This window comes from Pseudomonas sp. B21-009 (assembly GCF_024749345.1).
GTDB lineage: Bacteria > Pseudomonadota > Gammaproteobacteria > Pseudomonadales > Pseudomonadaceae > Aquipseudomonas.
The window spans coordinates 2876430-2902395 of record NZ_CP087199.1 but is presented as its reverse complement, the minus strand read 5'-3'; the positions used below and the strand labels follow the sequence as shown (position 1 = coordinate 2902395).

Annotated in this window: 20 protein-coding genes; 16 read left to right on the top strand and 4 right to left on the bottom strand. The window is 65.1% G+C overall.

The window, feature by feature from the left end:
- Positions 1-103 precede the first annotated feature (103 nt).
- Both LOY34_RS13205 and LOY34_RS13200 read left to right on the top strand, forming a co-directional pair.
- Positions 104-985, top strand: coding sequence for a Dyp-type peroxidase (locus tag LOY34_RS13205; RefSeq protein ID WP_195884087.1), 882 nt, complete (start codon positions 104-106; stop codon positions 983-985).
- Positions 986-1167: 182 nt separating this feature from the next.
- On the top strand, positions 1168-3069 hold the full coding sequence (locus tag LOY34_RS13200; protein ID WP_195884086.1) for a potassium transporter Kup: 1902 nt from the start codon (positions 1168-1170) through the stop codon (positions 3067-3069).
- Positions 3070-3077: 8 nt separating this feature from the next.
- Here the strand turns inward: LOY34_RS13200 and LOY34_RS13195 are convergent, their stop codons facing one another.
- From LOY34_RS13195 to LOY34_RS13185, 3 genes are all read right to left on the bottom strand, one after another.
- A complete protein-coding gene (locus LOY34_RS13195; RefSeq protein WP_195884085.1) occupies positions 3078-4334 on the bottom strand; it encodes an MFS transporter in 1257 nt (418 codons plus the stop codon).
- A gap of 31 nt (positions 4335-4365) precedes the next feature.
- The gene (locus LOY34_RS13190) at positions 4366-5430 is read right to left on the bottom strand and encodes a TIM barrel protein (protein ID WP_195884084.1); all 1065 of its coding nucleotides are present in this window, start codon (positions 5428-5430) and stop codon (positions 4366-4368) included.
- A 104-nt stretch (positions 5431-5534) separates the two neighbouring features.
- A complete protein-coding gene (locus LOY34_RS13185; protein ID WP_195884083.1) occupies positions 5535-7031 on the bottom strand; it encodes a PLP-dependent aminotransferase family protein in 1497 nt (498 codons plus the stop codon).
- A 188-nt stretch (positions 7032-7219) separates the two neighbouring features.
- Here LOY34_RS13185 and LOY34_RS13180 point away from each other — a divergent pair, with 188 nt between their 5' ends.
- The 7 genes from LOY34_RS13180 to LOY34_RS13150 all read left to right on the top strand — a co-directional run bounded on the left by LOY34_RS13180 (position 7220) and on the right by LOY34_RS13150 (position 13542).
- Entirely contained in the window at positions 7220-8200 is a 981-nt protein-coding gene (locus LOY34_RS13180) for a quinone oxidoreductase (RefSeq protein WP_258665050.1), read from the top strand.
- 13 nt (positions 8201-8213) lie between these two features.
- Positions 8214-9062: a TauD/TfdA family dioxygenase gene (locus LOY34_RS13175; protein ID WP_258665048.1), complete on the top strand. Its 849-nt coding sequence runs from the start codon at positions 8214-8216 to the stop codon at positions 9060-9062.
- Positions 9063-9107: 45 nt separating this feature from the next.
- Complete coding sequence (locus tag LOY34_RS13170; protein ID WP_045200889.1) at positions 9108-10160, top strand: 3-keto-5-aminohexanoate cleavage protein; 1053 nt, start codon at positions 9108-9110, stop codon at positions 10158-10160.
- 124 nt (positions 10161-10284) lie between these two features.
- Positions 10285-11562 carry an MFS transporter gene (locus LOY34_RS13165; RefSeq protein ID WP_195884081.1) on the top strand — a complete coding sequence of 426 codons (1278 nt, stop codon included), beginning with the start codon at positions 10285-10287 and terminating at the stop codon, positions 11560-11562.
- The gene (locus LOY34_RS13160; protein WP_195884080.1) at positions 11559-12212 is read left to right on the top strand and encodes a DsbA family oxidoreductase; all 654 of its coding nucleotides are present in this window, start codon (positions 11559-11561) and stop codon (positions 12210-12212) included. Before LOY34_RS13165 ends, LOY34_RS13160 begins: the two co-directional genes overlap by 4 nt.
- A complete protein-coding gene (locus LOY34_RS13155; RefSeq protein ID WP_195884079.1) occupies positions 12209-12535 on the top strand; it encodes a Rieske 2Fe-2S domain-containing protein in 327 nt (108 codons plus the stop codon). The genes LOY34_RS13160 and LOY34_RS13155 overlap by 4 nt, the downstream gene beginning before the upstream one ends.
- Positions 12532-13542: a YeiH family protein gene (locus LOY34_RS13150; RefSeq protein ID WP_258665046.1), complete on the top strand. Its 1011-nt coding sequence runs from the start codon at positions 12532-12534 to the stop codon at positions 13540-13542. Before LOY34_RS13155 ends, LOY34_RS13150 begins: the two co-directional genes overlap by 4 nt.
- 106 nt (positions 13543-13648) lie before the next feature.
- On the opposite strand, the gene LOY34_RS13145 is transcribed toward LOY34_RS13150, so the two are convergent.
- Positions 13649-14665, bottom strand: coding sequence for an AraC family transcriptional regulator (locus tag LOY34_RS13145; RefSeq protein ID WP_195884077.1), 1017 nt, complete (start codon positions 14663-14665; stop codon positions 13649-13651).
- Positions 14666-14940: 275 nt separating this feature from the next.
- On the opposite strand from LOY34_RS13145, the gene LOY34_RS13140 reads away from it, so the two are divergent.
- The 7 genes from LOY34_RS13140 (at position 14941) to LOY34_RS13110 (ending at position 25942) form a co-directional block, all read left to right on the top strand.
- A complete protein-coding gene (locus LOY34_RS13140) occupies positions 14941-15510 on the top strand; it encodes an alpha/beta hydrolase (protein ID WP_195884076.1) in 570 nt (189 codons plus the stop codon).
- Positions 15511-15584: 74 nt separating this feature from the next.
- Entirely contained in the window at positions 15585-17540 is a 1956-nt protein-coding gene (locus tag LOY34_RS13135) for a DUF1302 domain-containing protein (RefSeq protein ID WP_195884075.1), read from the top strand.
- A gap of 21 nt (positions 17541-17561) precedes the next feature.
- Complete coding sequence (locus LOY34_RS13130) at positions 17562-18920, top strand: DUF1329 domain-containing protein (protein WP_195884074.1); 1359 nt, start codon at positions 17562-17564, stop codon at positions 18918-18920.
- Between the two features lie 32 nt (positions 18921-18952).
- Entirely contained in the window at positions 18953-20029 is a 1077-nt protein-coding gene (locus tag LOY34_RS13125) for a YCF48-related protein (RefSeq protein ID WP_195884073.1), read from the top strand.
- Between the two features lie 15 nt (positions 20030-20044).
- Positions 20045-22519, top strand: coding sequence for an RND family transporter (locus LOY34_RS13120; protein ID WP_195884072.1), 2475 nt, complete (start codon positions 20045-20047; stop codon positions 22517-22519).
- Positions 22512-24284, top strand: a complete 1773-nt coding sequence (locus tag LOY34_RS13115) for an acyl-CoA dehydrogenase C-terminal domain-containing protein (RefSeq protein ID WP_195884071.1) — start codon at positions 22512-22514, stop codon at positions 24282-24284. Before LOY34_RS13120 ends, LOY34_RS13115 begins: the two co-directional genes overlap by 8 nt.
- Positions 24285-24295: 11 nt before the next feature.
- Entirely contained in the window at positions 24296-25942 is a 1647-nt protein-coding gene (locus LOY34_RS13110) for a fatty acid--CoA ligase (protein WP_195884070.1), read from the top strand.
- Positions 25943-25966 lie beyond the last annotated feature (24 nt).

The window sequence follows — 25966 nt, the reverse complement described above, 5'->3', positions numbered from 1 at the left end:
TGTACGCCAGTGTAGGCAAGGATTTCGATATCCATTACGGATCTTGCGGTTTATGCCCGGCAAACAGTAGCATCGGCGCTTTTGCCCCAGGACCCGATACCCGATGCAGTTTCAGCCAGGCATTCTCGCCGCCCCCGTTCCCGCCCAGGCCCGCCACCTGTTCTTCACCTTGCACTCGCCCGCTGCATTGCCGGGCGTGCTCGATGCGCTGCTGCAGCAGGTTGATGGCAGCCGTGTGGTAGCCGGTTTCGGCGCGCCGCTGGTGCAGGCCCTGGGTGGCAGCATCGACGGCCTGCGCGGGTTTCCGCAGCTGACCGCGGCAGTCGACAACCCCTGCACCCAGCACGACCTGTGGCTGTGGCTGCGCGGTGAAGACCGTGGCGAGCTGTGGCTGCACAGCCAGGCGCTTGAGCAACTGCTGGCCCCGGCCTTGAAACGGGTCGAGGCCACCGATGCCTTCCGCCACAAGAGCGGCCACGACCTGACCGGTTATGAAGACGGCACCGAGAACCCGGTAGAAGACGCCGCCGTCGAAGCGGCGATTGTTGCCAGCGAGGTTCCGGGTTTGAACGGTTCGAGCTTTGCCGCGTTCCAGCTGTGGCGCCATGATCTGAATTGTTTCAAAGCTTTGCCGCAAGCCGAACAGGACGACATCATCGGCCGGCGCAAGGCCGATAACGAAGAACTCAACGACGCGCCGCAGTCGGCCCACGTCAAGCGCACCGCCCAGGAAAGCTTCGCCCCTGAAGCCTTTATCGTCCGTCGCTCGATGCCCTGGGCGGATGAGCGTGGTGCCGGCCTGGCGTTCCTGGCCTTCGGTCACTCGTTTGATGCGTTTGAAGTGCAACTGCGGCGCATGAGCGGCCTGGAAGACGGCGTGGTCGATGCCCTGTACCGCTTCAGCCGGCCGCTGACCGGCGGCTATTACTGGTGCCCGCCGCTGGGCGAGCATGGGTTGGATTTGAGCGCTGTGCTCGGGCGCTGAATCAATCGCGGGTCAAGTCGAGTCGTCGCACCGCCGCTCCCACAGGATTGATGCAGACCTGTAGGAGCGGGCTTGACCCGCGATGAGGCCCGTACAAGTGTAAGAAAATTTTACGGACTTTTTACGAAGGTGCGTCAAGCACAAAGCCATACTGCCGGCGCATTTCTTCGAGACGTCTGACCGTGAGCCAAGCCGCAACTTCCGCAAGCGCCCATTCCCCCGTAAAAACTTCGTCACTGAGCCTGTTGATCGCCGCCGCCGGCGTGGTCTATGGCGATATCGGCACCAGCCCGCTGTACACCTTGAAGGAGGTCTTCGCCGGTCATTACGGCGTGCAGGCCAACCATGACGGTGTGCTCGGCATCCTCTCGCTGGTGTTCTGGTCGCTGATCTGGGTGGTGACCATCAAGTACGTGCTGTTCGTGCTGCGCGCCGACAACCAGGGCGAAGGCGGGATCATGGCCCTGACCGCCCTGGCGCGGCGGGCGGCGGCGCCGTACCCGCGCTTGAGCCGGGTGCTGGTGCTGCTCGGGCTGTTTGGCGCGGCCTTGTTCTACGGCGACAGCATGATCACCCCGGCGATTTCCGTGCTGTCGGCGGTGGAGGGGCTGCAACTGGCCTTTGACGGCATCGACCATTGGGTCGTGCCCTTGGCGGTGGTGGTGCTGGTGGCGCTGTTTCTGATCCAGAAGCATGGCACCGCACGCATCGGGATCATTTTCGGCCCGGTCATGGTGCTGTGGTTCAGCGTGCTTGGCGCGCTGGGCATCTATGGCATCGTCCAGCGCCCGGAAGTGCTGCTGGCGATGAACCCGGCCTGGGCGGTGAACTTCTTTATCGTCCACCCGGGCATGGGCGTGGCGATTCTTGGCGCGGTGGTGCTGGCCCTGACCGGCGCCGAGGCGCTGTATGCCGACATGGGCCATTTCGGCCGCAAGCCGATTGCCCGCGCCTGGATCCTGCTGGTGCTGCCGGGGCTGGTACTCAACTATTTCGGTCAGGGCGCGCTGATCCTCGGCAACCCCGAGGCGGTCCGCAACCCGTTCTACCTGCTGGCCCCGGACTGGGCGCTGCTGCCGATGATCGCCCTGGCCACCCTGGCGACCATCATTGCCTCCCAGGCGGTGATTTCCGGCGCCTTCTCGCTGACGCGCCAGGCGATTCAGTTGGGCTACGTGCCGCGCATGTTCATCCAGCACACCTCAAGCCAGGAGCAGGGTCAGATCTACATCGGCACGGTGAACTGGGCGCTGATGGTCGGCGTGGTGCTGCTGGTGATCGGCTTCGAGTCGTCCGGCGCCCTGGCGGCAGCCTATGGCGTGGCGGTCACTGGCACCATGCTGATCACCACCTTGCTGTCGTCGGCGGTGGTACTGCTGCTGTGGAAGGCTCCGCGCTGGCTGGCGCTGCCGTTGCTGTTGGGCTTCTTGCTGGTCGACAGCCTGTACTTTGCCGCCAACGCGCCGAAGATCTTCCAGGGCGGCGCCTTCCCGGTAATCGCCGGTATCGCCTTGTTCATTCTGATGACCACCTGGAAACGCGGACGCAAGATCATCGTCGAGCGCCTCGACGAATCGGCCTTGCCGCTGCCGCTGTTCATCAGCAGCCTGGCTGCGCAACCGCCGCACCGGGTGCAGGGCACTGCGGTGTTCCTCACCGCCCGCGCCGACGCCGTGCCCCACGCGCTGCTGCATAATCTGCTGCACAACCAGGTGTTGCACGAGCGGGTGGTGCTGCTCACCGTGGTGTCCCAGGACCGGCCGCGGGTGCCGGTGGCCCAGCGTTTTGAAGTACAGGCCTTTGGCGAGGGCTTCTATCGGGTCAACCTCAACTTCGGTTTTATCGAAGAGCCCGACGTACCGGCGGCGCTGCAACTGTGCCCCCTCAAGGAGCTGGACTTCAGCCCGATGGCCACCACCTACTTCCTCAGCCGCGAGACGGTGATCCCGACCAGGCGCATCGGCATGGCGCGTTGGCGCGAGGCGCTGTTCGCGTTCCTGCTGAAGAACGCCAACAGCAACCTCAAGTACTTCAACCTGCCGCTGAACCGGGTGATCGAGCTGGGCACCCAGGTCGAGATGTAGCCCGGGGCCTAGGCGGTGGCCGCTGCGGCCAGCGGCGCCGCCTTGCGCACCAGGCGCTGCAGGCGGCTGGCGATGGCAAAGCCGATCAGCGCCAGCAGCATCATGGCGACGAACACATAGTTGTAGCCTTGCTGGCCGGGGAAGTGGTCAAGGAGCGCGCCGTAGCCGACGTAGGCGAACATCCCCGGCGCATAGCCGATCAGGCAGCCGATGCCGAAGGCGGAACCGGTGATGTGCGGGGCGATCCCGACTTCAGCCATCGGCGCCCAGAACACCCCGCGCATGGAAAACACGATGAAAGCGAACGACAGCGTCGCGGCCATGCCGGCATAGATGAAGCCCGGGCTCTTGGGCACCAGAAGGATGATCGCCATCATCGGCAGCAGCGCCAGGAACGCCCACTTCAGGTAGCGGCTGGGGCTCTTGAAGTGCTTGTCGGCGATAAACCCGCCGGCCGGCCCGCCGAGGATCTTCAGCATGTACTGGTTGATGATGCCGTAGGCGCCGACCAGTGCCACCGGCAGGCCGTAGACTTCCTTCAGGTAGGGGATGAAGTAGGTCAGGCCGCAGTAGACGATGTAGACCATGAACACGTTGAAGCTGACCAGCCAGATCGCCGGCACCTTGATTGCCTCCATAAGGTTGGCCAGCGGGTTCTTGGCGCTGGTCTGGGCCTGGGCCTGATTGCCTTTGAGCAAGAACCAGGTCAGCACCCCGGCGGCGATGTCGATCAGCGCGTAGAACAGGATCGCCGCTTTCAGGCCGTGTTCGCCGCTGCCCAGGGCAACGAACACGCCCAGCGCACTAAACGCTACCAGGGTGTCGACCACCCCGCGGCCGCCTTCGAGCAGGCCAAACATGCGCCCTTGCTCCTGATCGTTGCCCAGGCCGCGAATGGCCTTGAGCAGCGCCGGCCAGTAGATGCAGTCGGCGCACACCGCCAGCAGGCAGAACACCAGCATCAGGCTGCTGAACGGCGGGAAGGTGGCCAGGTACAGGCCCAGGGCGCCGGTACCGATCAGGCCCAGGGGGATCAGCTTGCGGGTATCAAAACGGTCAGCGAGCATGCCGCCGACCACGAACAGGCCAGTGGCGATGATGGCGTTGGCGCTGAGCAGCAAGCCGATCTGGGTGTGCGAGAGGCCCATGAACTCCTGCATGGGTACGTAGAACGCATCCTTGAGGTTGGCCAGTTTGTAGACGGTGCCGCCACCGAGGATCAGTATCAGGAACTTGAACCATTTGGCCTTGTTTTGCGCAGTCATTGTTATTCTCCAGGCGTAGTGGGGTAGGGGCTCAAAGGCTGGCAGGGCTGGCCAGGGTCAACTCGGCGAGGGTGCGCAACTCGGCCAGCAAGGTTTTCACGTAGCTGACCTGGTTGTTGGCCCAGCGCTGTTCGCCGGCCAGCATCTGCTCGAGGGTCAGGCCGGCGGGCAGCGGCGTGTCGCTCATTTCCCGGTAGGCAATGAACGGGTCGGCCGGCTCGTTGCGCTGGCGGAAGGCCGGGGCGAGGTAGTGGTTTTCCTGTTCGAGGATGAAGGCGATCACTTGCGGCTGCTGTTCACCGAGCATCAGCAGCTCGAACAGCATGCGCGCGCCGGGCAGCTCGTCCTCGGCGCTGCCCTGCAGTACCCCGCAGTGGCCAAAACCCTGGTCTTCGGCCACCACCCGCACGCCCTTGAGGTGGCTCTGGCGGATATGCGGGGCGAGGTTGTGCAGGGCCTGCAGCGGTTGCTCGCAGGCATTGATCATGTTGCCGAAGTCGAACAGGGCATTGAGCCGCGGATGATTGACCTGGCGCAGCAACTGGGCGATCTCGTCGCTCTTGAGCTCTTCATGCTGCTCGAAATCAAAATGCAGGTCGTGGGCATCGGCCAGCCGGGCCAGGTACAGCAGGTCGCCACCGATCTGGTCCATGACCTGCGAGAGCAGGCCTTCATAACGCGAGTACACGCGAATATTGCGGCTGCCGATGACCTTGGCCACAGCCACCACCGCATCGACGTCGGCCTTGCGCGTGCTGCTGATTTCCAGGTGCACGTCCAGTTGCAGGTCCCGGGCCTTTTCAGCAAACGCGCACAGTTGCGCCGTGTTCATTTGCCCCAGGCTGTTGTGCTCGCCGTCGAGCATGTGCAGGCTCAGGCCAGCCAGTTCATGGCGGTAGGCGAAGTCGAGCAGGTCAAACGGCGTGACGCGGCCGTGGGTGAGGTTGGTCAGCAGCGGATAGGCGTGGGCAAACAGCCGCGCCTGGTCGAGGCGCTCAAGCAGGCGGCTGGCCAGCTCGCGGGTCAGCAGCGGCGCCTGGGCACCTTGCGCATTGTGGTTCAGTAACGTAGCGAAGCGTTCTTGTAGTGTGTTCATTCGAGTCGTTCCTGGTGCGGGCACCGGTTCTACCGGCGCCGTCTTTATCGCGCCGGCAAGGAACACTCGATAGATCCATTACGGATCATTTGATAAGGCCACTTTCAGACCCGGTGGCCAATCGCCCGCAGCGCCTGGACCAGCGCCTCGACCTTGGCCTCGGCCTGGTCCTGTGGCGTGCCGGCAAAGCCGAGCAACAGTGCCGGCGGCAAGTAGCGGTTCAGGCAGTAGTCGCTCAGGGCGTAGGTGTGCACGCCATGCTCGGCCAGTTGCCGCGCCAGGGCCTGGTCATCGAGCTGCGGCGCAAGCCAGGCGATCAGGTGCATGCCGGCCTCGACCGGGGCCACCTGGAAAAAACCGCCCAGGCGCCGCTGCAGCACCTCGAGCAGGCACTGCTGGCGGGCCTGGTACAGCGCCCGCATGCGGCGGATATGGCCAATGAAGTGGCCTTCGCTCATGAAATCGGCGGTCACCGCCTGCAGCAGGGTCGGCGGGCTGCGGTCGAGCACTGCGCGCAAGGTGCAGAACGGCTCGACCAGGGCCTGGGGCAGAATCACATAGCCCAGGCGCAAGGAGGGGAACAGCACCTTGCTGAAGGTGCCGACATAGATCACCCGTTCGCTCTGGTCCATGGCATACAGCGCCGGCAACTGCCGACCGGCGTAGCGCAGCTCGCTGTCGCAATCATCTTCAATGATCCAGCTGCCGCTGGCAGCCGCCCAGGCAATCAGCGCCAGGCGCCGGTTGTGGCTGAGGGTCATGCCCAGCGGGTGCTGGCGCGACGGGGTGGTGAAGGCCAGGCGCGCTTCGGGGCAATCACGAATACCGTGTTGCACGTCGATACCCTGGTCATCGACGCGCACCGGCACCACCCGGCAGCCGTGGGCCTGAAAGGCGATGCGCGCAGCGATGTGCCCCGGGTCTTCCATCCACAGCGGCTCGTCGGGATTGAGCAACAGCATCGCCAGCAGGTTGAAGGCCTGCTGCGCGCCGGAGACGATCACCACCTGCTGCGCGTCGCAATCGATACCGCGGGCATCGAACACGTACTCGGCAATGGCCTGGCGTAGCGTCTGCAGGCCTTGCAACTCGCCATAACCGAGCAGGGCCTTGCTCGGCTTGTGGCCGTGGCGGTTGAGCAGGCGTTTCCACAATGCCTGGGGAAAGGCCTCGAAAGCGCCATGGCTGGGCAGGAACGAGGTCGGCGCCTGATCACCGCAATGGGCGTAGGACACCCCGCGAAAATGATCGCTGCGCAGCGACAGCATCGTCTGGGTCAGGTCCGACAGTTTGGGCGGCGCAGGTGCTGACGGCTCGGCATCGGTACTGCGCTGCCACTCATCACCGACATAGGTGCCAGCGCCGGTGCGCGAGACCAGGAAACCCTCGGCAATCAGCTGGTCGAAGGCATTGAGCAGGGTGATGCGCGAAACCTGCAATTCCTGGCTCAAGGTGCGCGTCGACGGTAGGCGAATGCCCCCTTGCAGACGGCCGGTGAGGATCTGCTTGCGGATCTGCAGGTACAGCTGGCGATAAAGCGGGGTGGCGCTGTCGCGATCGAGGTCGATACCTGCAAACAGCAAACCGGCGGGGGACTTCATCGAGCTCTCGCAGACACTAGGAAGGGCCTGGACATGCTACGAGAAAGCCCGCCAGGCGGCCAGCCCAGGGCGCTTGTCATCAAATGAAAACAGCTTGTCGTCCGATGCGAAGCACCTGCCTGGCGTAGGGCATAGAGTCCAGTCAACAAGAATTGACGCACGGCGTCAGGATGACTGGAGTGACATGCATGGCCAAAGTCGTACGCTTCTATGAAACCGGTGGCCCCGAGGTCCTGCGCTACGAGGACGCCGAGGTCGGCGAGCCGGGCCCGGGCCAGGTGCGCCTGCGCCAGGTGGCGGTGGGGCTGAACTACGCCGACACCTACTTTCGCAACGGCACCTACCCGATCCCGCTGCCCAGCGGCATGGGCGTCGAGGCCTCGGGGGTGGTACAGGCAGTGGGCGAGGGCGTGACCCAGGTGGCGGTGGGCGACCGGGTGACCTACACCGGTTTTCTCAACACCCTGGGCGCCTATTGCACCGAGCGGCTGATTCCGGCGGCAGCCTTGATCAAGCTACCGGAAACCATCGCCTTCGAAACCGCCGCAGCAATGACCATGCGCGGCCTGACCTCGGCCTACCTGATGCGCCGCCTGTATGACTTCAAGCCGGGTGACAGCGTGCTGCTGCACGCCGCCGCCGGCGGTGTCGGCCTGATTGTCTCGCAGTGGGCGCGCCTGCTCGGGCTGACGGTGATCGGCACGGTGTCCACCGACGCCAAAGCCGAAGTGGCCCGCGCCCATGGCTGCAGCCACTCCATCAACTACAGCCATGAAGACGTCGCCAAGCGCGTGCGCGAGCTGACTGACGGGGTTGGCGTCAACGTGGTGTTCGACAGCGTCGGCAAGAGCACCTTCATGGCCTCGCTCGATTCGCTCAAGCGCCGCGGGCTGATGGTCTGCGTCGGCACCGCCTCGGGCACTGTCCCGCCGTTCGACCCGCAGATCCTGGCGATCAAGGGCTCGCTGCACCTGACCCGCCCGGCCCTGGCCGACTACATCGCCGACCCGGCGGAGAAGGCGGACCTGGCCGGCGAGCTGTTCGAGCATGTCAGCAGCGGGCGGATCAAGATCGAGATCAACCAGCACTACGCATTACAGGATGCGGTTCAGGCCCACCGTGACCTGGAAGCGCGCAAAACCACCGGCTCGTCAATCTTCGTCATCTGAAGAGGGCAACAGCATGCACATCGAACAACTGACCTGCGCCATCGGTGCCGAAATCACCGGGGTCAATCTGGCAGATGCAATTGATGACGACGACCTGTTCGAGCAGCTGCGTGCGCAGTTGCTCAAGCACCGGGTGCTGTTCTTGCGCGATCAGACCTTCAGCCGCGCCGAGCATGTGGCCTTTGCCCAGCGCTTCGGCGAGCTGGAAGACCACCCGGTGGCCGGCAGCGACCCCGAGCACCCGGGCCTGGTGCAGATCTACAAGCGCCCGGACCAGCCGGCCGATCGCTACGAGAACGCCTGGCACTCCGACGCCACCTGGCGCGAGGCGCCGCCCATGGGTTGCGTGCTGCGCTGTGTGGAGTGCCCGCCGGTGGGCGGCGACACCATGTGGGCGAACATGGCGCTGGCCTACCAGAACCTGCCGGATGACGTGAAGGCGCGGATCGAGGGCCTGCGCGCCCGGCACAGCATCGAAGCCAGTTTTGGCGCGGCGATGGCGCTGGAAAAACGCCTGGCGCTCAAGGCGCAGTTCCCCGACGCCGAACACCCGGTGGTGCGCACCCACCCGGACACCGGCGAGCCAGTGTTGTTCGTCAATGCCTTCACCACCCACTTCAGCAACTACCACACCCCGCAGCGAGTGCGTTTTGGCCAGGACGCCAACCCCGGTGCCAGTGACCTGCTGCGCTACCTGATCAGCCAGGCCTACCTGCCCGAGTACCAGGTGCGCTGGCGCTGGAAACCCAACAGCGTGGCGATCTGGGACAACCGCAGCACCCAGCATTACGCGGTGATGGACTACCCAGCGTGCCACCGCAAGATGGAGCGCGCCGGCATCAAGGGCGAGCGCACCTTCTGAAGGCCAGCAACACCCCAGGACAATAACAAGACCGAGGACTACAGCATGCAATTCTTCGACGATTCGTTGCACCCGGAAAACATGGAAAAGGTGGTGATCACCGTGGCCCCCTATGGCCCGGAGTGGATGCCCGAGGACTTTCCCGAAGACATCCCGCTGACCATGGACGAGCAGGTGCAAAAGGCAGTCGACTGCTATGAAGCCGGCGCCACGGTGCTGCACCTGCACGTGCGCGAGCTGGACGGCAAGGGCTCCAAGCGCCTGTCGAAGTTCAACGAACTGATTGCCGGCGTGCGCGAAGCGGTGCCGGAGATGATCATCCAGGTCGGTGGCTCGATCTCGTTCGCCCCGGAAAGCGACGGCGAGGCGGCCAAGTGGTTGTCCGATGACACCCGGCACATGCTCGCCGAGCTTACGCCCAAGCCCGACCAGGTCACCGTGGCGATCAACACCACGCAGATGAACATCATGGAGCTGCTGTACCCGGAGTACCTGGAGGGCACCTCCCTGGCCCATCCGGCGATCCACGCCGCTTACAGCGAAATGACCGTGCCGGCCGGCCCGGCCTGGGTGCGCGAACACCTGCGCCGCCTGCAGGCCAGCAACATCCAGCCGCACTTCCAGTTGACCGGCATGCACGCCCTGGAAACCCTCGAACGCATCGTGCGCAAGGGCGACTACATGGGCCCGCTGAACCTGACCTGGATCGGCATTGGTGGCGGCTTCGACGGCCCCAACCCGTTCAACTTCTTCAACTTCATTCACCGTGCGCCCAACGGCTGCACGCTGACCGCCGAATCGCTGCTGAAAAACGTGCTGCCGTTCAACACCATGGCCCTGGCCATGGGGCTGCACCCGCGTTGCGGCAACGAAGACACCATTATCGACCAGCACGGCAAGCGCTTCGGTTCGGTGCAGCAAATCCAGCAGACCGTACGCGTGGCCCATGAACTGGGCCGTGAGATCGCCAACGGCAAGGAAGCGCGGGCCATCTACCGCATCGGTGAGCAGTACAGCAGCATCGAGCAGACCCTCAAGGCCAACGGCATGGCGCCTAACCGCCAGCCGGGCCAGAAGGGTGTGCCGCAGCGCGCCTGATTGGCCTGGCCCGGCACGTGGTTACGTGCCGGGCCGGCGATCCACAGCGCTGACCGTCGGGCTTTTCAGCTTTTCAATAAAAACAATAAGTAAGTCTCATGCCAGACAACCCCAAGGAGGCAGCATGGCCGCCTATCTCGCCAGCGCCACAGACGATGGCGCCGACACTTCACGAGGCATTTCCCGGCGATATGCCTGGATTGTCTTTGCCCTGACCTTTGGCCTGCTGATTTCCGACTACATGTCGCGGCAGGTACTCAACGCAGTCTTCCCGTTGCTCAAGGCCGAATGGGCCCTGAGCGACAGCCAGCTGGGCCTGCTCAGCGGCATTGTCGCGCTGATGGTCGGGCTGCTGACCTTCCCCTTGTCACTGTTGGCCGACCGCTTCGGGCGCATCCGCAGCCTGGTGCTGATGGCCGTACTCTGGAGCCTGGCCACCCTCGGTTGCGCCCTGGCCGACAACTACCCGCAGATGTTTGCCGCGCGTTTTCTGGTCGGTGTCGGCGAGGCCGCCTATGGCAGCGTCGGCATTGCCGTGGTGGTCGCGGTGTTCCCCCGTGACATGCGCGCGACCCTGGCCGGGGCCTTCATGGCCGGCGGCATGTTCGGCTCGGTGCTGGGCATGGCCCTGGGCGGCTTGATGGCCCAGCACTTTGGCTGGCGCTGGGCGTTCGCCGCGATGGCCCTGTTCGGCCTGTTACTGGCATTGCTGTACCCGCTGATCGTCAAGGAGGCGAAGATCGCTCCGCAGCGGGTCAATGCCGCCTGCAAGGTCGCCCGGCCACTGCACACCCTGTACGGCAGCCGCTCGGTGATCGCCGCTTACGTGGGCAGTGGCCTGCAGCTGTTCGTCGGCGGCACGGTGATTGTCTGGATGCCCAGCTATCTCAATCGCTACTACGCCATGGGCACCGACCAGGCCGGCGTGGTCGCGGCCATCATCGTGCTGTGCAGCGGCATCGGCATGATCCTCTGCGCCATGCTTTGCGATCGGCTTGGTCGGCAGCGCCCGGACCGCAAGATCAGCCTGGCCATCGGCTACTGCCTGGGCAGTTGCCTGTTGCTGTCGCTGGCCTTCGCGCTGCCCTCGGGCACCGCGCAACTGGTGCTGATCTGCCTGGGGATGATGGTTGCCGCCGGCACCAACGGCCCGTCCAGCGCCATGGTCGCCAACCTGACCCATTACTCGGTGCACGGCACCGCCTTTGCCACCCTGACCCTGGCCAACAACCTGCTCGGGCTTGCGACCGGGCCGTTGATTACCGGCCGCGTCTCCGACCTGATCGGCCTGCCGGCCGCCTTCCAATTGGTGCCGCTGATCAGCATCGCGGCGGCGGCAGTGTTTTTTATTGCCAAGCGTCATTACCACCGTGACATGGCCCGCCTGGAGTTGAATCCGTGAAGCACGTTTTGTCGATCGAAGTGTTCTTCGACTTTATCTGCCCCTGGTGCCTGATTGGCCAGGCGCATCTGCAGCGGGCGCTGGAACAACTGCGTCGCGAGCGGCCCGAGGTCGAGGTCAAGCTGCTCTTGCGCGGCGTGCAGTTGCTGCCGCAGATGGCCAGGACCGGCCAGCCGTTCGAGGCCTTTTACCGCAAACGCCTGGGCGGCGATGAGGCGGTACGCCTGCGCCAGGCGCAGGTGCGCAGCGCCGCCAAGGCCGCGGGGGTGGAGATCGATTTCAGCCGCATCAGCCGCATGCCCAACACCGCCGACGCCCATCGCCTGCTGCAGCGCGCGGTGGCACTGGGTTCGCCGCAGCAGGCCGAAGCGCTGCTGGCCAGGCTGTTTGCTGCCTATTTCCAGCAGGGCAAGGATTTGGGCGACCCGGTGACCTTGATGCACATCGCCAGCGCCTGTGGCCTGGAGCCTGGGCGGGTTGCCGATTGCCTGCGCGGTGATGCCAGCCCGTTCATCGGCGCCAATGACCAGGCTGCCGACGGCGTGCCGTGCTTTCGCTTCAACCAGCGCCTGCGGGTCTCGGGGGCACAGCCGGTCGAGGTGTTGCTGCAGGCCATGGCCCAAGCCCTGGAACATGAGGTGGCGGCATGAGCGGGGAGTATCCGGTACCGGCCGACAAAGTCCCACCCCGTGGCGGGCGGGTGTTGCTGGAATGGGCGAACAGGAGCGTGGCGCTGTTCAACGTTGCCGACAGCTTCTACGCCATCGACGACAGTTGCCCGCACCAGGGCGCCTCGTTGTGCGGCGGGCGCCTGGACGGACGGGTGATCCAGTGCTGCGCCCACGGCCTGCGTTTTGATCTGGCCAGCGGTTATCTGCTCAACTCGACGCAGCTCAAGGTTGCCAGCTACCCGGTCGAGCAACGGGATGGGCAGCTGTTCATCGTGCTGGCGAGCAAGGAGGCGGGCCAATGAGCGTGGTCGCAATTGCCGCCGCCAACCACCGCGCCCGGGAACTGGCGCCGGGCTTTATCGTCAGCCTGATTGCCGCGGCGGCGGCGAGTTTTCTCAGTGAGCATTACGATGCCCCGGTGATGCTGTTTGCCTTGTTGCTGGGCATGGCCCTGAACTTTCTGGCCAGCGATGGCCGTTGCAAAGCCGGGATCGAATTCACCGCACGCACGGTATTGCGCCTGGGCGTGGCGCTGCTGGGCATGCGCATTACCCTGGGCCAGATCGCCAGCCTTGGCTGGAGGCCGGTAGCGCTGGTGGTGATTTTGGTGGTGGTGACCATCCTGGTCTCGGTGGTGGCGGCACGGGCCCTGGGCTTTCAGCGCTTGTTCGGCATGCTCACCGGTGGTGCCACGGCGATTTGCGGGGCCTCGGCGGCGCTGGCCCTGGCCGCGGCCTTGCCCCATCACCCGCAAAAAGAGCGCGCCACCCTGTTTACCGTGATTGGCGTGTCGGCGTTGTCGACCCTGGCGATGATCCTTTATCCGATGATTGCCAGCTGGCTGCAGCTGTCGCCGCAACAGGCCGGGGTGTTTCTTGGCGCGACCATTCATGATGTGGCGCAGGTGGTGGGCGCGGGGTACAGCATGTCCACCGAGACCGGCGACATTGCCACGGTGGTCAAGCTGATGCGCGTGGCCATGTTGCTGCCGGTGATTGTCTGCGCGGCGATGATCACCCGCCGCGCCGGCGGTGATGCCGGTGGGCAGCGGCCACCGTTACTGCCGTGGTTTGCGGTGGGTTTTGTCCTGTTGGCGTGCATCAACAGCACCGGCTGGGTATCGGCGGCGGTGCAGGGCGGGGTCAACGACCTGTCGCGCTGGTGCCTGGTGGTGGCGATCAGCGCCCTGGGCATGAAGACTCAGTTAAAGGAGCTGGCGGCGGTGGGCTTCAAGCCGATTGCGTTGATGGTCGGGGAGACGGTGTTCCTGGTGCTGCTGGTAGTGGCATTGATGCACTGGGGGTTGTAGACGGTTGCCCCCAACCGTTCTGCATGCTCCCACAATGTATCTGTGTACGCCGAACCTGTAGGAGCGGGCTAGACCCGCGATCGAGCGCGCAGCGGTCGCAGTCCGGTCAGTGCTGACTGTGCCGGCGCTCATGCTGCGCCCGCCAACTGGCCGGCGGCATGCCGAACTGGGCGATGAACCAGCGGGTAAAGGAGCTGGGCATCGAGTAGCCGAGCATGTCGGCAATGCGCCCCATTGTATAGCTGGGGTTTTCCAGGTAGCGGATCACCAGGTCGCGGCGCACGCCGTTGATCAAATCGCTGAAGGTCACCCCGCATTCCTCCAGGCGCCGCTGCAAGGTGCGCACGTTCATGCCCTGGGTTTGCGCCACCTGCTCGATGGTCGCCCGGCCCATGGGCAATAGCAGGTAGATGGTTTTGCGCATTTCCAGTTCCAGCGACAGCTTGCCACTGGCCTGCAGGGTGTCCAGGTAACGCTGCGCCAGGCGCGCCATGGCCTGGTTGGCCAGCGGGTTGGCGGTGTCGAGGTCGGCGGCCGGGCAGACGATACCGTTGAACTCGCTGCCAAACACCAGCTTGCAGCCAAAAATCCGCCGGTGAATGGCCAGGTCCGCCGGCGCCGCATGGGTGAAGTTGGCGCTGATCGGGTGCCAGTGGGCGCCAAGCAGGGCGGCGCACAGGCGCAACATCACGCCAATCGCCAGCTCTGTGGCCTGGCGCCCGCGCTGGGGCTGATCGGTGACCACTTCTTCCCGAATGATCACGGTCTTGCCGGCTTCTTCGATATGAATGGCCAGGGCGTCGTTGAGCAAATGCCGGTACTGGACGATCACCTGCAGGGCGTCGCGCAGGGTGCGCTGGTGGCTGAGCAGCAGGCTGATCTCGCCAAAATCCGACAACTGGCGCAGCTCGGCCATGCGCAGGCCGAAGGTTTCGCAGCCACTGACCCGCGCCGACTCCTCCAGCAGGGTCACCACGCTGGACACCGCGATACGCTGGTTGGGGTCGTCGAGCAGGCTGGCGCTCAGGCCCACCTGAGCCAGCAGGGCATGCGGGTTGAGCCCCAGGTGCCGGGACACCTCAAGGTAGTTGGTCAGGCTTGCAGCACGTACGAGGGCGGTCATTTTATTGTTTTCCACGCATTCATCAGGCGCCCCGCTTCTATGGCGGGTGATTCGTTATAGCGTGGGTGTCGTCAAATGAGAAGCCGTTTTCGGCGGCTGAAAAAAGCCCGATGACCCGCACCCCCAGGCCACTCGGACATACGCCACAAACCCTGTCATCAAATGAAAAGTCGCTGACGCGCAATGTAAAGCGCCAGCGGGGAGGGCTGATTACTGTGGCTGTGCAAGCGCTCGGGATTACCTTCGAGCGGACTGTCCTGAGCCTAGGTGCCGACGTGGAAAAACTGCATACCACCGCTACTGTCCTGATCGTCCCCGGCCTGCGCGAGCATGTGCCCGAGCATTGGCAGACCCGGCTGGCCGAACGCCTGGCCAAGGTCCATACGCTGGCGCCGCTGCAGGTCGATGGCCTGGACTGCAACGCCCGGGTCGACGCCATCCAGCGTGCGCTTGAACAGATTGAAGGCGAAGTGTTGCTGGTGGCGCACAGCGCCGGGGTGCTGATGGTTGCCCACTGGGCGGCGCGTTACCAGCGGCCGATCAAGGGCGCGCTGCTGGCGGCGCCACCGGACCTTGCGGCCAGCTGGCCGGCGCACTACCCAAGCCCGCAAACCCTGCGCGCCAATGGCTGGAGCCCGCTGCCGATGACGCCGTTGCCGTTCCCGAGCATCGTCGCCGCCAGCAGCGACGACCACCTGGCCAGTCTCGACGCGGTCAGGGCCATGGCCCGCAACTGGGGCAGCCAGTTGCTGGAACTGGGCGCTGTCGGCCACCTCAACCCGGCCGCAGGCTTTGGCCCCTGGCCACGGGCCGAACAACTGGTCCAGGCCCTGGACCTGCAGTAACGCACGGACGCTTGAACCACGCCCGCATTCGACGGGCGGCGATAACAACAATAACAATAAGTGGAGCCATCGCGATGTCCAACCCTCGCATTCACCGTGCTGTGAAGCCACAGCGCTGCCTGCTCGCCTGCGCCATCGGCTTGCTGGCGCTGCCAGGCGCCCAGGCGTTCGAACTCGATACCGGCAGTGAAGACTGGGCCGTGCGCCTGGATAATACGGTCAAGTACAACTACGGCGTACGCACCGAAAGCGCTGACAAGCGCCTGCTGGCAACCCCCAACAACAACGACGGCGACTACAACTTCCGCAAGGCCGGGACCACGGTCACCAACCGTATCGACCTGCTCAGCGAGCTGGACGTGATCTACCAGGGCAACATGGGCTTTCGCGTCAGCGCCGCCAGCTGGTACGACAAGGCCTACGACAACACCGGCTCCAACGCCAACCCGTTCGTCAACGGCAACGGCGGCCAGTCGGGCATCAACCCCAGCCTCAACGGCTTGCCCGGCACCGGCGTGCCGCTGGGCAGCCCGCACCTGAGCAACTATGCCCAGCGCTACTACAGCGGCCCGTCCGGTGAGGTACTGGATGCCTTCGTGTTCATGCGTCGCGAAGTGGGCGAGGCCTCGCAGATCAGCGCCAAGCTCGGCCAGCACAATTTGTTCTGGGGCGAAACCCTGCTCAACCCGGTGCATTCGCTGAGCTACGGCCAGTCTGGCCTGGACCTGGCCAAGCTGGCCGCCTCACCCGGCACCGAAGCCAAGGAGCTGTTCGTGCCGCGCAACCAGCTGTCGGCGGCGTTGCTGGTCAACCCCGAGCTGACCATCGGCGCGCAGTACTTCCTCGACTGGGACGCCGCGCGGCTGCCGGAAGCCGGCACCTACTACGGCGGTTCGGACCTGGTGGGCGAGGGCGCACAGAGCTTTCTGCTCGGCCACACCGGCACGCCCGGGCTGATCCCGGTGCGCGGTGCGCTGACCAACATCCGCCGCGGCCACGACCTGACCCCGGACAAACGCGGCGACTGGGGCGTCATGGCCAAGTGGTCGCCCGAATGGCTGGGCGGCACCCTGGGCGTGTATTACCGCAAGACTTCGGAGATCCTGCCCCAGGCCTGGCTCGACGCCCGCGGCCTGACCGTCGCCAACGGCCCGTTCGGCAGCCCGCCGGGCAGTGCCCAGGGCGCGGTCGGCAACCTCTACAACTCGCTGCAAAGCGCCACCTACCAGTTCGCCTACGCCGACAACATCGACATCTACGGCCTGAGCCTGTCCAAGGATGTCGGCGGTATCAGCGTCGGCAGCGACCTGAACATCCGCCACAACATGCCCCTGGCGAGCATTCCAGCAATCCTCAGTGCGCCGGGCCAGGCCGGCCTGGGTGGCGGCTTCGGCCTGCTGCCGGCGCGTTTGCCCAGCAGTGGCGTGGTCTATGAAGCGCCGTCCGACGGCGACAGCATGAGCGCCACCGGCGACACCCTGCACTGGACCCTCAACGGCCTGATGACCATTGCCGATACGCCGCTGTTCGACTCGGCGACCCTGCTCGGCGAGCTGTTCTACAGCAACCTGCTCAAGCTCGATAACCACAACGCGGCCTTGTACAAGGGTAAAAGCAGCTACCGCGGCATCGACCAGCCAACCCGCGACAACTGGGGCATCGCGGTCAACTTCACCCCGACCTGGTACCAGGTGTTGCCGGGCATGGACCTGAGCATGCCGCTGTCGATCAACGTCGGCCTGGACGGCGTATCGCCGGTGCAGGGCGGCGGCGCCGAGAACACCGGCAACTACGCCGTGGGCCTGAGCGCGGCGATCTACAACCAGTACTTCGTCGACCTCAAGTACGTCGATGGCTTCGGCAAGACCCAGTCCTGCAACAACGGCCAGACCGACGGCAGCACCCCCAACGCCCTGGACGGCGAGCAGGACTACACCTGCTACGGCGGCGGTTACGCCGCGTTCTCTGGCGGCGCCGCCACCACCGAGGACCGTGGCGCGCTGTACCTGACCCTGAAAACCACCTTCTGAGTCACACAGGAAAACAACAACATGAACTACGTGCACACCCTGTTGGCCACGTGCCTGTCGCTGGCTGCCCTGAACCCGGCCCATGCCGCCGTCTCCAACGACCAGGCCGCGCGCCTGGGCACCAGCCTGACGCCGATAGGCGCAGAAAAGGCCGCCAACGCCGACGGCTCGATTCCCGCCTACCAGGGCGGCCTGCTGACCCCGCCAGCGGCATACCAGAGCGGTGCGAGTATGCGCCCGGACCCGTTCGCCGCCGAGCAACCGCTGCTGGTCATCGATGGCAAGAATGCCGAACAGTACAAGGCTCAACTGACCGCCACCACCCAGGAACTGCTCAAGCGCTTCCCCAGTTTTCGCGTCGATGTCTATCCCACTCATCGCACCGTGGCGCTGCCGCAGCCGGTGCTCGACAACACCCTGAAGAACGCCGTAGGTGCGCGCAGCCAGGAGGGCGGTAGCGCGGTCGACAATGTGCTGCCGGGCATTCCCTTCCCGATTCCGCAGAGCGGTGCCGAGGCCATGTGGAACTTCCTGTTGCGCTACCAGGGCGTGAGCATGACCGCCAAGTACGACTCGTGGAACGTCGATGCCGCCGGCAACGCCACCCTGAGCACCACCGGCCAGGCCAACATCAGCTACCCGATCTACGAGGACATGAGCAAGCCGATCGGCGCCAAGGACACCTACTACCAGATGAAACTCACCTACACCGCGCCGGCCCGCCGCGCCGGTGAAGCGATGATGCTGCGCGATGCCGCCAACCCGCTGGTGCAACCACGCAGCGCCTGGCAGTACCTGCCGGGCCAGCGCCGGGTCAAGCTGGCGCCGAACCTGGCCTACGACACGCCCAACCCGGGCACCTCGGGTTCGGGCACCTACGATGACGTGTTCGTCTTCAACGGCGCCCTCGACCGCTACGACTGGACCCTGGTCGGCAAGCAGGAGATGTACGTGCCGTACAACACCTATCGGCTGACCTACAACACCGACGTCAAGCAACTGACCACCGCCAACCACCTCGCGCCGCAATTCGTGCGCTGGGAAAAGCACCGGGTCTGGGTGGTCGAAGGCAAACTCAAGGACGGCGCCCGGCACATCTACCACAAGCGCCGCTTCTACCTCGACGAGGACAGCTGGATCGCCCTGGCCTCAGACCAGTATGACGCCCGTGGCCAGCTGTACCGCGGCAGCTTCGCCTTCCTCAGCCAGAGCTACGACAAACAGACCCCGGATGCCACGCCGTTCATGATCTACGACCTGATCGGCGGCACCTACAACCTCAATGGCGTGGTCGGGGCCTACGGCGGCATTCGCTACATCGAGCCGCTGTCGCGCACCCAGTGGTCGCCCGAGTCCCTGGCCGGGGCCGGCATTCGCTGAGCCTGTCGAGCACGCACCGAGGAGGATCAGGGATGGCTTTTATTAAACGCTGCAGTGTGATGCTGCTGGCCTGGGCCGCGCTGCAGGGCGCGGCCCGGGCCGAGCCTTACGTCGACGTGCTCGACCTGCCGGCGCAGCCCAGCGCCCTGGCCGTCACCAGTGCCTTGCGCGATGTCAGCGTCGCCGGCACGCGCCTGGTGGCGGTGGGGCCACGGGGGCACATCCTCTACTCGGATGACCAGGGCAGCCACTGGCAACAGGCGCAGGTGCCGGTCAGCGCCGACCTCAATGCGGTGAGCTTCGCCACCGCGCAGCTGGGCTGGGCGGTGGGCAACGACGGGGTGATATTGCACAGCCGCGATGGCGGCCAGCGCTGGGAAAAACAGCTGGACGGGCGGGTGCTCGGCGAGCAGGTGCTGGCTTATTACCAGGCACGGGCGCAAGCGGGCGGCGATCAATGGGCACGCTGGGTGGGCGAGGGTGAGCGCCTGGTCGCGGAGGGCGCCGACAAGCCGTTGCTGGATGTCTGGTTCAGCGACCCGCTGCATGGTTTTGCGGTGGGCGTGTTCAACCTGCTGCTGCACACCGTTGACGGCGGCCAGCACTGGACGCCGTGGCTGGAACGCAGCGACAACCCGCAAGGCTTGCACCTGACCGGCCTGGCCAGCGTCGACGGCGCGCTGTACATCAGCGGCGAGCAGGGCCTGCTGCTCAAGCTGAGCGCTGCGGGCGACCATTTCGAGCGCCTGAGCACCCCCTATGCCGGCAGTTATTTTGGCGTCATTGGCAAACCTGGGGCGCTGCTGGCCTACGGGTTGCGCGGCCACGTACTGCGCAGCACCGATGGCGGTGCCGGCTGGCAAGTGATCAAGACCGACCTGAACACCAGCATCACCGCCGCCAGCCTCGACGCCCGCGGGCGGTTCTGGCTGGCCAGCCAGGCCGGCGATCTGCTGGTCAGTAACGATGACGGCGCAAGCTTCAGCCCGCTGGCGCAAACCCAGCGCGCGCCGGTCAGCGGCGCAGCCTTTGATAGCGGCGCCGCGCTGGTGCTGGTCGGTGAGCGCGGCATCCGCACCCTGGCCCCCGACCAACCGCAGCAGCCATAACAAGAGAAAACCCTGATGGCCGACATCCAACAAGACACCTTGCCGGTGATCCGCAACCTCGGCGACTTCGATGCACGCTCCGGCAATCGCCTCGAACGCCTGGTGTTCAACCACCGGCTGGCGTTCATGCTGTGCATGCTGCTGGTTACCCTGGTGCTCGGCAGCATGGCCATGACACGCCTGGAGCTGCGGCCCAGCTTCGAGAAGATGATCCCGCAGAGTCATCCCTACATCCGCAACTACCTGGACAACCGCCAGGCGCTGCGCGGCCTGGGCAATTCCCTGCGGGTGGTGGTAGAGAACACCCGTGGCGATATCTTCGACCCGGCCTACCTGCAGACCCTGCGCCAGATCAACGACGAGCTGTTCCTCAGCCAAGGTGTCGACCGCGCCTGGATGAAGTCGCTGTGGAGCCCGGCGGTGCGCTGGACCGAAGTCACCGAAGAGGGCTTCCAGGGCGGCCCGGTGATGCCCGATGCCTACCAGGGCTCGGCCGCCGATATCCAGCAACTGCGCCAGAACATCGAACGGGCCAATATTGTCGGCAGCCTGGTCGCTCGCGACTTCACCTCAAGCATGCTCATCGTGCCGCTGCTCGACCAGGCCTCGGCGACCGGCGCCGGCATCGACTACCACGGCTTTTCGCAAAAACTTGAGCAGTTGCGCCAGCACTACGAAGCGGGCGGCGTCTACAAACTGCATGTGATCGGCTTTGCCAAGCTGATGGGCGACCTGATCGACGGGCTGCTGCAGGTGATGCTGTTCTTCGCCCTGGCAGTGCTGACCACGCTGCTGATCATCTACCTCTATACCCGCTGCGTGCGCAGCACCTTGCTGGTGGTGCTGTGCTCGTTGACGGCGGTGGTCTGGCAACTGGGGATCGTCGCCTGGCTGGGGTATGCCATCGATCCGTATTCGATCCTGGTGCCGTTTTTGATCTTCGCCATCGGCGTGTCCCATGCGGCGCAGAAGATGAACGGCATCATGCAGGACATCGGCCGCGGCACCCACCGCCAGATCGCTGCGCGCTACACCTTCCGGCGCTTGTTCGTCGCCGGGGTCACCGCCTTACTGGCCGATGCGGTGGGCTTTGCCGTACTGATGCTGATCGACATCCCGGTAATCAAGGACCTGGCGATTACCGCCAGCATTGGCGTGGCGGTGCTGATCTTCACCTCGCTGCTGCTGATGCCGGTGGCGTTGTCGTATGTCGGCGTCGGGCGCAAGGCCGCTGAACGGGCCTTGCGTATCGACCTGCGCGCCGCCGAGCATCGCGGCTTTGGCAAACTCTGGGACCTGCTCGATCGCTTCACCGAACGCAAGTGGGCAACCGGCGCCGTGCTGGTGGCCGCTTTGCTTGGTGCCGGCGGTTTCTGGCTGAGCCTGCAACTGAAAATCGGCGACCTCGACAGCGGCGCACCGGAGCTGCACGCCGACTCGCGCTACAACCGCGACAACGCCTACATCACCGGCCATTACGCGCTGTCCAGCGACACCTTTGCGGTAATGATCAAGACCGCCCCGGAAGGCTGTCTGCGCTACCAGACCCTGGTGCTCGCCGACCGCCTGGCCTGGGCGCTGCAACAGAACCCGCAGGTGCAGACCACCTTGTCGCTGACCAACGCGGTACGCCAGATAACCGCCGGCACCTACGAGGGCAACCCCAAGCTGAGCAGCATCCAGCGCAACCAGGACGTGCTCAACTACGCCGCCCAGCAGGCCTCGGTGAACGCCCCGGAGCTGTTCAACAACGACTGCTCGCTGATGCCGGTGATCGCCTACCTCAAGGACCACAAGGCCGACACCCTCGACCAGGTGGTGGCGATTGCCGAGCGCTTTGCCCAGGCCAACAGCAGCGAGGACCGCCAGTTCCTGCTGGCGGCCGGCAGCGCCGGGATCGAGGCGGCGACCAACATCGTGGTGCGCGAGGCCAACCGCAGCATGCTGTTGCTGGTGTACCTGGCGGTGACGCTGTTCTGCCTGATCACCTTTCGCAGCTGGCGCGCAACCCTGGTGGCGGTACTGCCGCTGATGCTCACCTCGATACTCTGCGAGGCGCTGATGGTGATGATGGGCATCGGCGTCAAGGTCGCCACCTTGCCGGTAATCGCCCTGGGCGTGGGCATTGGCGTCGATTACGCGCTGTACCTGCTCAGCGTGCAGCTGCATTACCAGCGCCAGGGCCTGTCGCTGGCGCAATCCTACAAGAACGCCGTGGCCTTTACCGGGCGGGTGGTCGGCCTGGTCGGCATCACCCTGGCCGCCGGCGTGGTTGGCTGGGCCTGGTCGCCGATCAAGTTCCAGGCCGACATGGGCATCCTGCTGACCTTCATGTTCCTCTGGAACATGCTCGGTGCGCTGGTGCTGATCCCGGCGCTGTCGCACTTCCTCTTGCCCGCCAGCCAGGCGCGGGCGCCTTCACCCAGCCCCGGCAGTGTCGAGGGGCTGAACCTTAACAGCCAAAAAGCCGAGTGTTCATCGCATGTCTGATTACCTACCGCCGTTGCGTGACATGGATTTTCTGTTCAACGAAGTGTTCGACATTCCTGGCCAGTGGGCGCGCATTCCGGCCCTGGCCGAGCAGGTCGATGCCGACACCGCGCGGGCCATCCTCGAGCAGGCCGGCAAGCTCATCGCCCGGCAGGTGGCACCGCTCAACCGCAGTGGCGACGAGCAGGGTTGCCAGTGGCATGAGGGCCGGGTGAGCACCCCGGATGGTTTTGCCCAGGCTTATCGCAACTATGCCGACGACGGCTGGGTCGGCGTTGGCGGGGCTTGTGAATATGGCGGCATGGGCATGCCCAAGGTGATTGCCGCCCAGGTCGAGGAGATGCTCAACGCCGCCAACCTGTCGTTCGCCCTGTACCCGATGCTGACCGCCGGCGCCTGCCTGTCGCTGCTCAACCACGCCAGCGAGGCGCTCAAGGCGCGCTACCTGCCGCCCATGTACGAAGGGCGCTGGTCGGGGTCGATGTGCCTGACCGAACCCCATGCCGGTACCGACCTGGGCCTGATCCGTACCCGAGCCGAACCCCGGGCTGATGGCAGCTACCGGGTCACGGGCACGAAGATCTTCATCACCGGCGGCGAACAGGACCTGACCGAGAACATCATTCACCTGGTGCTGGCCAAACTGCCGGACGCACCGGTTGGCGCCAAGGGCATCTCGCTGTTCCTGGTGCCCAAGCTGCTGGTGGAGGAGGACGGCGCACTGGGCGAGGCCAACGCGGTGAGCTGTGGCTCGATCGAACACAAGATGGGCATCAAGGCCTCGGCCACCTGCGTGATGAACTTCGACGGCGCCGTCGGCTACCTGGTGGGCGAGGCCAACAAGGGCCTGAATGCCATGTTCACCATGATGAACTACGAGCGCCTGGGCGTCGGTATCCAGGGCCTGGCGCTGGGCGAGCGCTCGTACCAGAACGCCGTGGCCTACGCCCTCGAACGCTTGCAAAGCCGCGCTGCCACTGGCCCGGTAAACGCGCAGCAGGCGGCCGACCCGATTATCGAGCACGCCGATGTGCGGCGCATGCTGTTGACCATGAAGGCGTTGAACGAAGGCGGGCGGGCGTTCTCCACCTATGTGGCGCTGCAGCTGGACCTGGCCAAGTACAGCGAAAATGCCGATGAGCGCAGCCAGGCGCAAGCGCGGGTAGCGCTGCTGACGCCGGTGGCCAAGGCGTTCTTGACCGACATGGGCCTGGAAACCACCGTGCACGGCCAGCAGGTGTTCGGCGGCCATGGTTATATTCGCGAATGGGGCCAGGAACAGCTGATTCGCGATTGCCGCATCACCCAGATCTACGAAGGCACCAACGGCATCCAGGCCCTGGACCTGCTCGGGCGCAAGCTGGTCGCCGACGGTGGCCGCAGCTACGCGGCACTGGCCCAGGAGATCAAGGCTTACGCCCAGACTCTGGCGGCCTCACGCGCCGAGTTCAAGACCCCGCTGTTGCTGGCGCTGGCCAATCTCGACGACCTCACCGCCTGGGTGCTCGACCGCGCCCAGGGCAACCCCGAGGAAATCGGCGCGGCGGCGGTGGAGTACCTGCAGGTGTTCGGCTACACCCTGTATGCCTATTTGTGGACGCGCATGGCCGATGTCGCCCTGCAGCACCACGGCGCCTTCTACCAGAGCAAACTGGGCACCGCACGCTTCTATTTCGCCCGCCTGCTGCCGCGCATCGATTCGCTCAGCGCCAGTGTCAAGGCCGGCAGCCACAGCCTGTTCCTGCTCAAGGCCGAGCAACTGTGAAGGACACGCCCATGACCCGCACCCGCATCATCGAACCTGCGCCCGGCGCCTACAGCTACCCGTTGCTGATCAAGCGCCTGCTGTTGTCGGGCGTGCGCTACCAGCCCGGCCAGGAGATCGTCTACGCCGACAAGCTGCGCTACAGCTACAGCACCTTGCTTGAACGCATCCAGCGCCTGGCCAATGTGCTGAGCGCTGCCGGGGTCAAGCCTGGCGACACCGTGGCCTTGCTCGACTGGGACAGCCACCGCGCGCTGGAGTGCTTTTTTGCCGTGCCGATGCTCGGCGCCGTGCTGCACACCGTCAACGTACGGCTGTCGCCCGAGCTGGTGCGCTACACCATGAACCACGCCGAGGATCACCTGGTGCTGGTGCATGACGACTTCATGCCGCTGATGACCCAGTTGCGCGAGCAATTACCGACGGTCAAGGGTTACCTGCGCCTGAGTGACGGCGCTGAAGTGCACACGGAACTGCCGCTGCTGGGCGAGTACGAAGCGCTGCTGGCCGGTGCCGACAGCCACTTCGACTTTGCCGATTTCGACGAGAACTCGGTGGCCACGCTGTTCTACACCACCGGCACCACCGGCAACCCCAAGGGGGTGTACTTTAGCCATCGGCAACTGGTGCTGCACACCCTCAACGAACTCGGCACCTTCGCCGCCTGCGGCGGTGAGCCGCTGTTGCGTTCGGGCGATGTGTACATGCCGATCACGCCGATGTTCCATGTGCATGCCTGGGGCGTGCCCTACGTGGCCACGGCCCTGGGCATCAAGCAGGTGTACCCCGGCCGCTACGAGCCCAACCAACTGGTGCGGCTGATGCGCGAAGAGCAGGTGAGCTTCTCGCACTGCGTGCCGACCCTGTTGCAGATGATGCTCGATTGCGACGAAGGCCAGCGCACCGACTTTAGCGGCTGGAAGATGCTGCTCGGCGGCAGCGCGCTAACCCAGGGCCTGGCCGCGCGGGCCAGCGCCAGGGGCATTCGCGTGCACTGCGGCTATGGCATGTCCGAGACCTGCCCGCTGCTGTGCGTGACCAGCCTTGGCGCCGCTGACCTGGCGTTGCCGATGCAGGCGCAACTGCCGTTGCGGATCAACGCCGGGGTGCCGATCCCGCTGGTGGACCTGCGCATCGTCGACGAACAGGGCAAAGACGTGGCCCACGACGGCGCAAGCCTCGGTGAAATCGTCGTGCGCGCGCCATGGCTGACCCAGGGTTACCTCAAGGAGCCGGAGCAGGGCGCCGCACTGTGGGCCGGCGGCTGGCTGCACACCGGCGACATGGCCTGCATCGATGAGCGCGGCGCGGTGCAGATTCGCGACCGGATCAAGGACGTGATCAAGACCGGCGGTGAGTGGATCAGCTCGGTGGAGCTGGAAAGCCTGATCAGCCAGCACAGCGGGGTCGATTCGGTGGCGGTGGTGGGGGTGGCGGATGCGCAGTGGGGCGAGCAGCCGCTGGCCCTGGTGGTCTGCGTTGCCGGCGTCGAGCTGGATCAGCCGGCGCTGGCCCGGCACCTGCAGCCATTTGTCGACAGCGGGCGCCTGAACAAATGGGCGATTCCGCGCCTGGTGCGCTTTGTCAGCGAAATTCCCAAGACCAGCGTCGGCAAGATCAACAAGAAGCTGATTCGCCAGAGCCATTGTGGCGTCTGAGTAAAGCAAGTGGGCATTCGACTT

Coding starts and splice junctions, on each gene's coding strand:
- LOY34_RS13180 (WP_258665050.1), top strand. CDS start 7,220: ATGGCCAAAGTCGTACGCTTCTATGAAACCGGTGGCCCCGAGGTCCTG.
- LOY34_RS13150 (WP_258665046.1), top strand. CDS start 12,532: ATGAGCGTGGTCGCAATTGCCGCCGCCAACCACCGCGCCCGGGAACTG.
- LOY34_RS13190 (WP_195884084.1), bottom strand. CDS start 5,430: ATGAACACACTACAAGAACGCTTCGCTACGTTACTGAACCACAATGCG.
- LOY34_RS13170 (WP_045200889.1), top strand. CDS start 9,108: ATGCAATTCTTCGACGATTCGTTGCACCCGGAAAACATGGAAAAGGTG.
- LOY34_RS13110 (WP_195884070.1), top strand. CDS start 24,296: ATGACCCGCACCCGCATCATCGAACCTGCGCCCGGCGCCTACAGCTAC.
- LOY34_RS13135 (WP_195884075.1), top strand. CDS start 15,585: ATGTCCAACCCTCGCATTCACCGTGCTGTGAAGCCACAGCGCTGCCTG.
- LOY34_RS13120 (WP_195884072.1), top strand. CDS start 20,045: ATGGCCGACATCCAACAAGACACCTTGCCGGTGATCCGCAACCTCGGC.
- LOY34_RS13130 (WP_195884074.1), top strand. CDS start 17,562: ATGAACTACGTGCACACCCTGTTGGCCACGTGCCTGTCGCTGGCTGCC.
- LOY34_RS13115 (WP_195884071.1), top strand. CDS start 22,512: ATGTCTGATTACCTACCGCCGTTGCGTGACATGGATTTTCTGTTCAAC.
- LOY34_RS13155 (WP_195884079.1), top strand. CDS start 12,209: ATGAGCGGGGAGTATCCGGTACCGGCCGACAAAGTCCCACCCCGTGGC.
- LOY34_RS13165 (WP_195884081.1), top strand. CDS start 10,285: ATGGCCGCCTATCTCGCCAGCGCCACAGACGATGGCGCCGACACTTCA.
- LOY34_RS13125 (WP_195884073.1), top strand. CDS start 18,953: ATGGCTTTTATTAAACGCTGCAGTGTGATGCTGCTGGCCTGGGCCGCG.
- LOY34_RS13195 (WP_195884085.1), bottom strand. CDS start 4,334: ATGACTGCGCAAAACAAGGCCAAATGGTTCAAGTTCCTGATACTGATC.
- LOY34_RS13185 (WP_195884083.1), bottom strand. CDS start 7,031: ATGAAGTCCCCCGCCGGTTTGCTGTTTGCAGGTATCGACCTCGATCGC.
- LOY34_RS13145 (WP_195884077.1), bottom strand. CDS start 14,665: ATGACCGCCCTCGTACGTGCTGCAAGCCTGACCAACTACCTTGAGGTG.
- LOY34_RS13175 (WP_258665048.1), top strand. CDS start 8,214: ATGCACATCGAACAACTGACCTGCGCCATCGGTGCCGAAATCACCGGG.
- LOY34_RS13205 (WP_195884087.1), top strand. CDS start 104: ATGCAGTTTCAGCCAGGCATTCTCGCCGCCCCCGTTCCCGCCCAGGCC.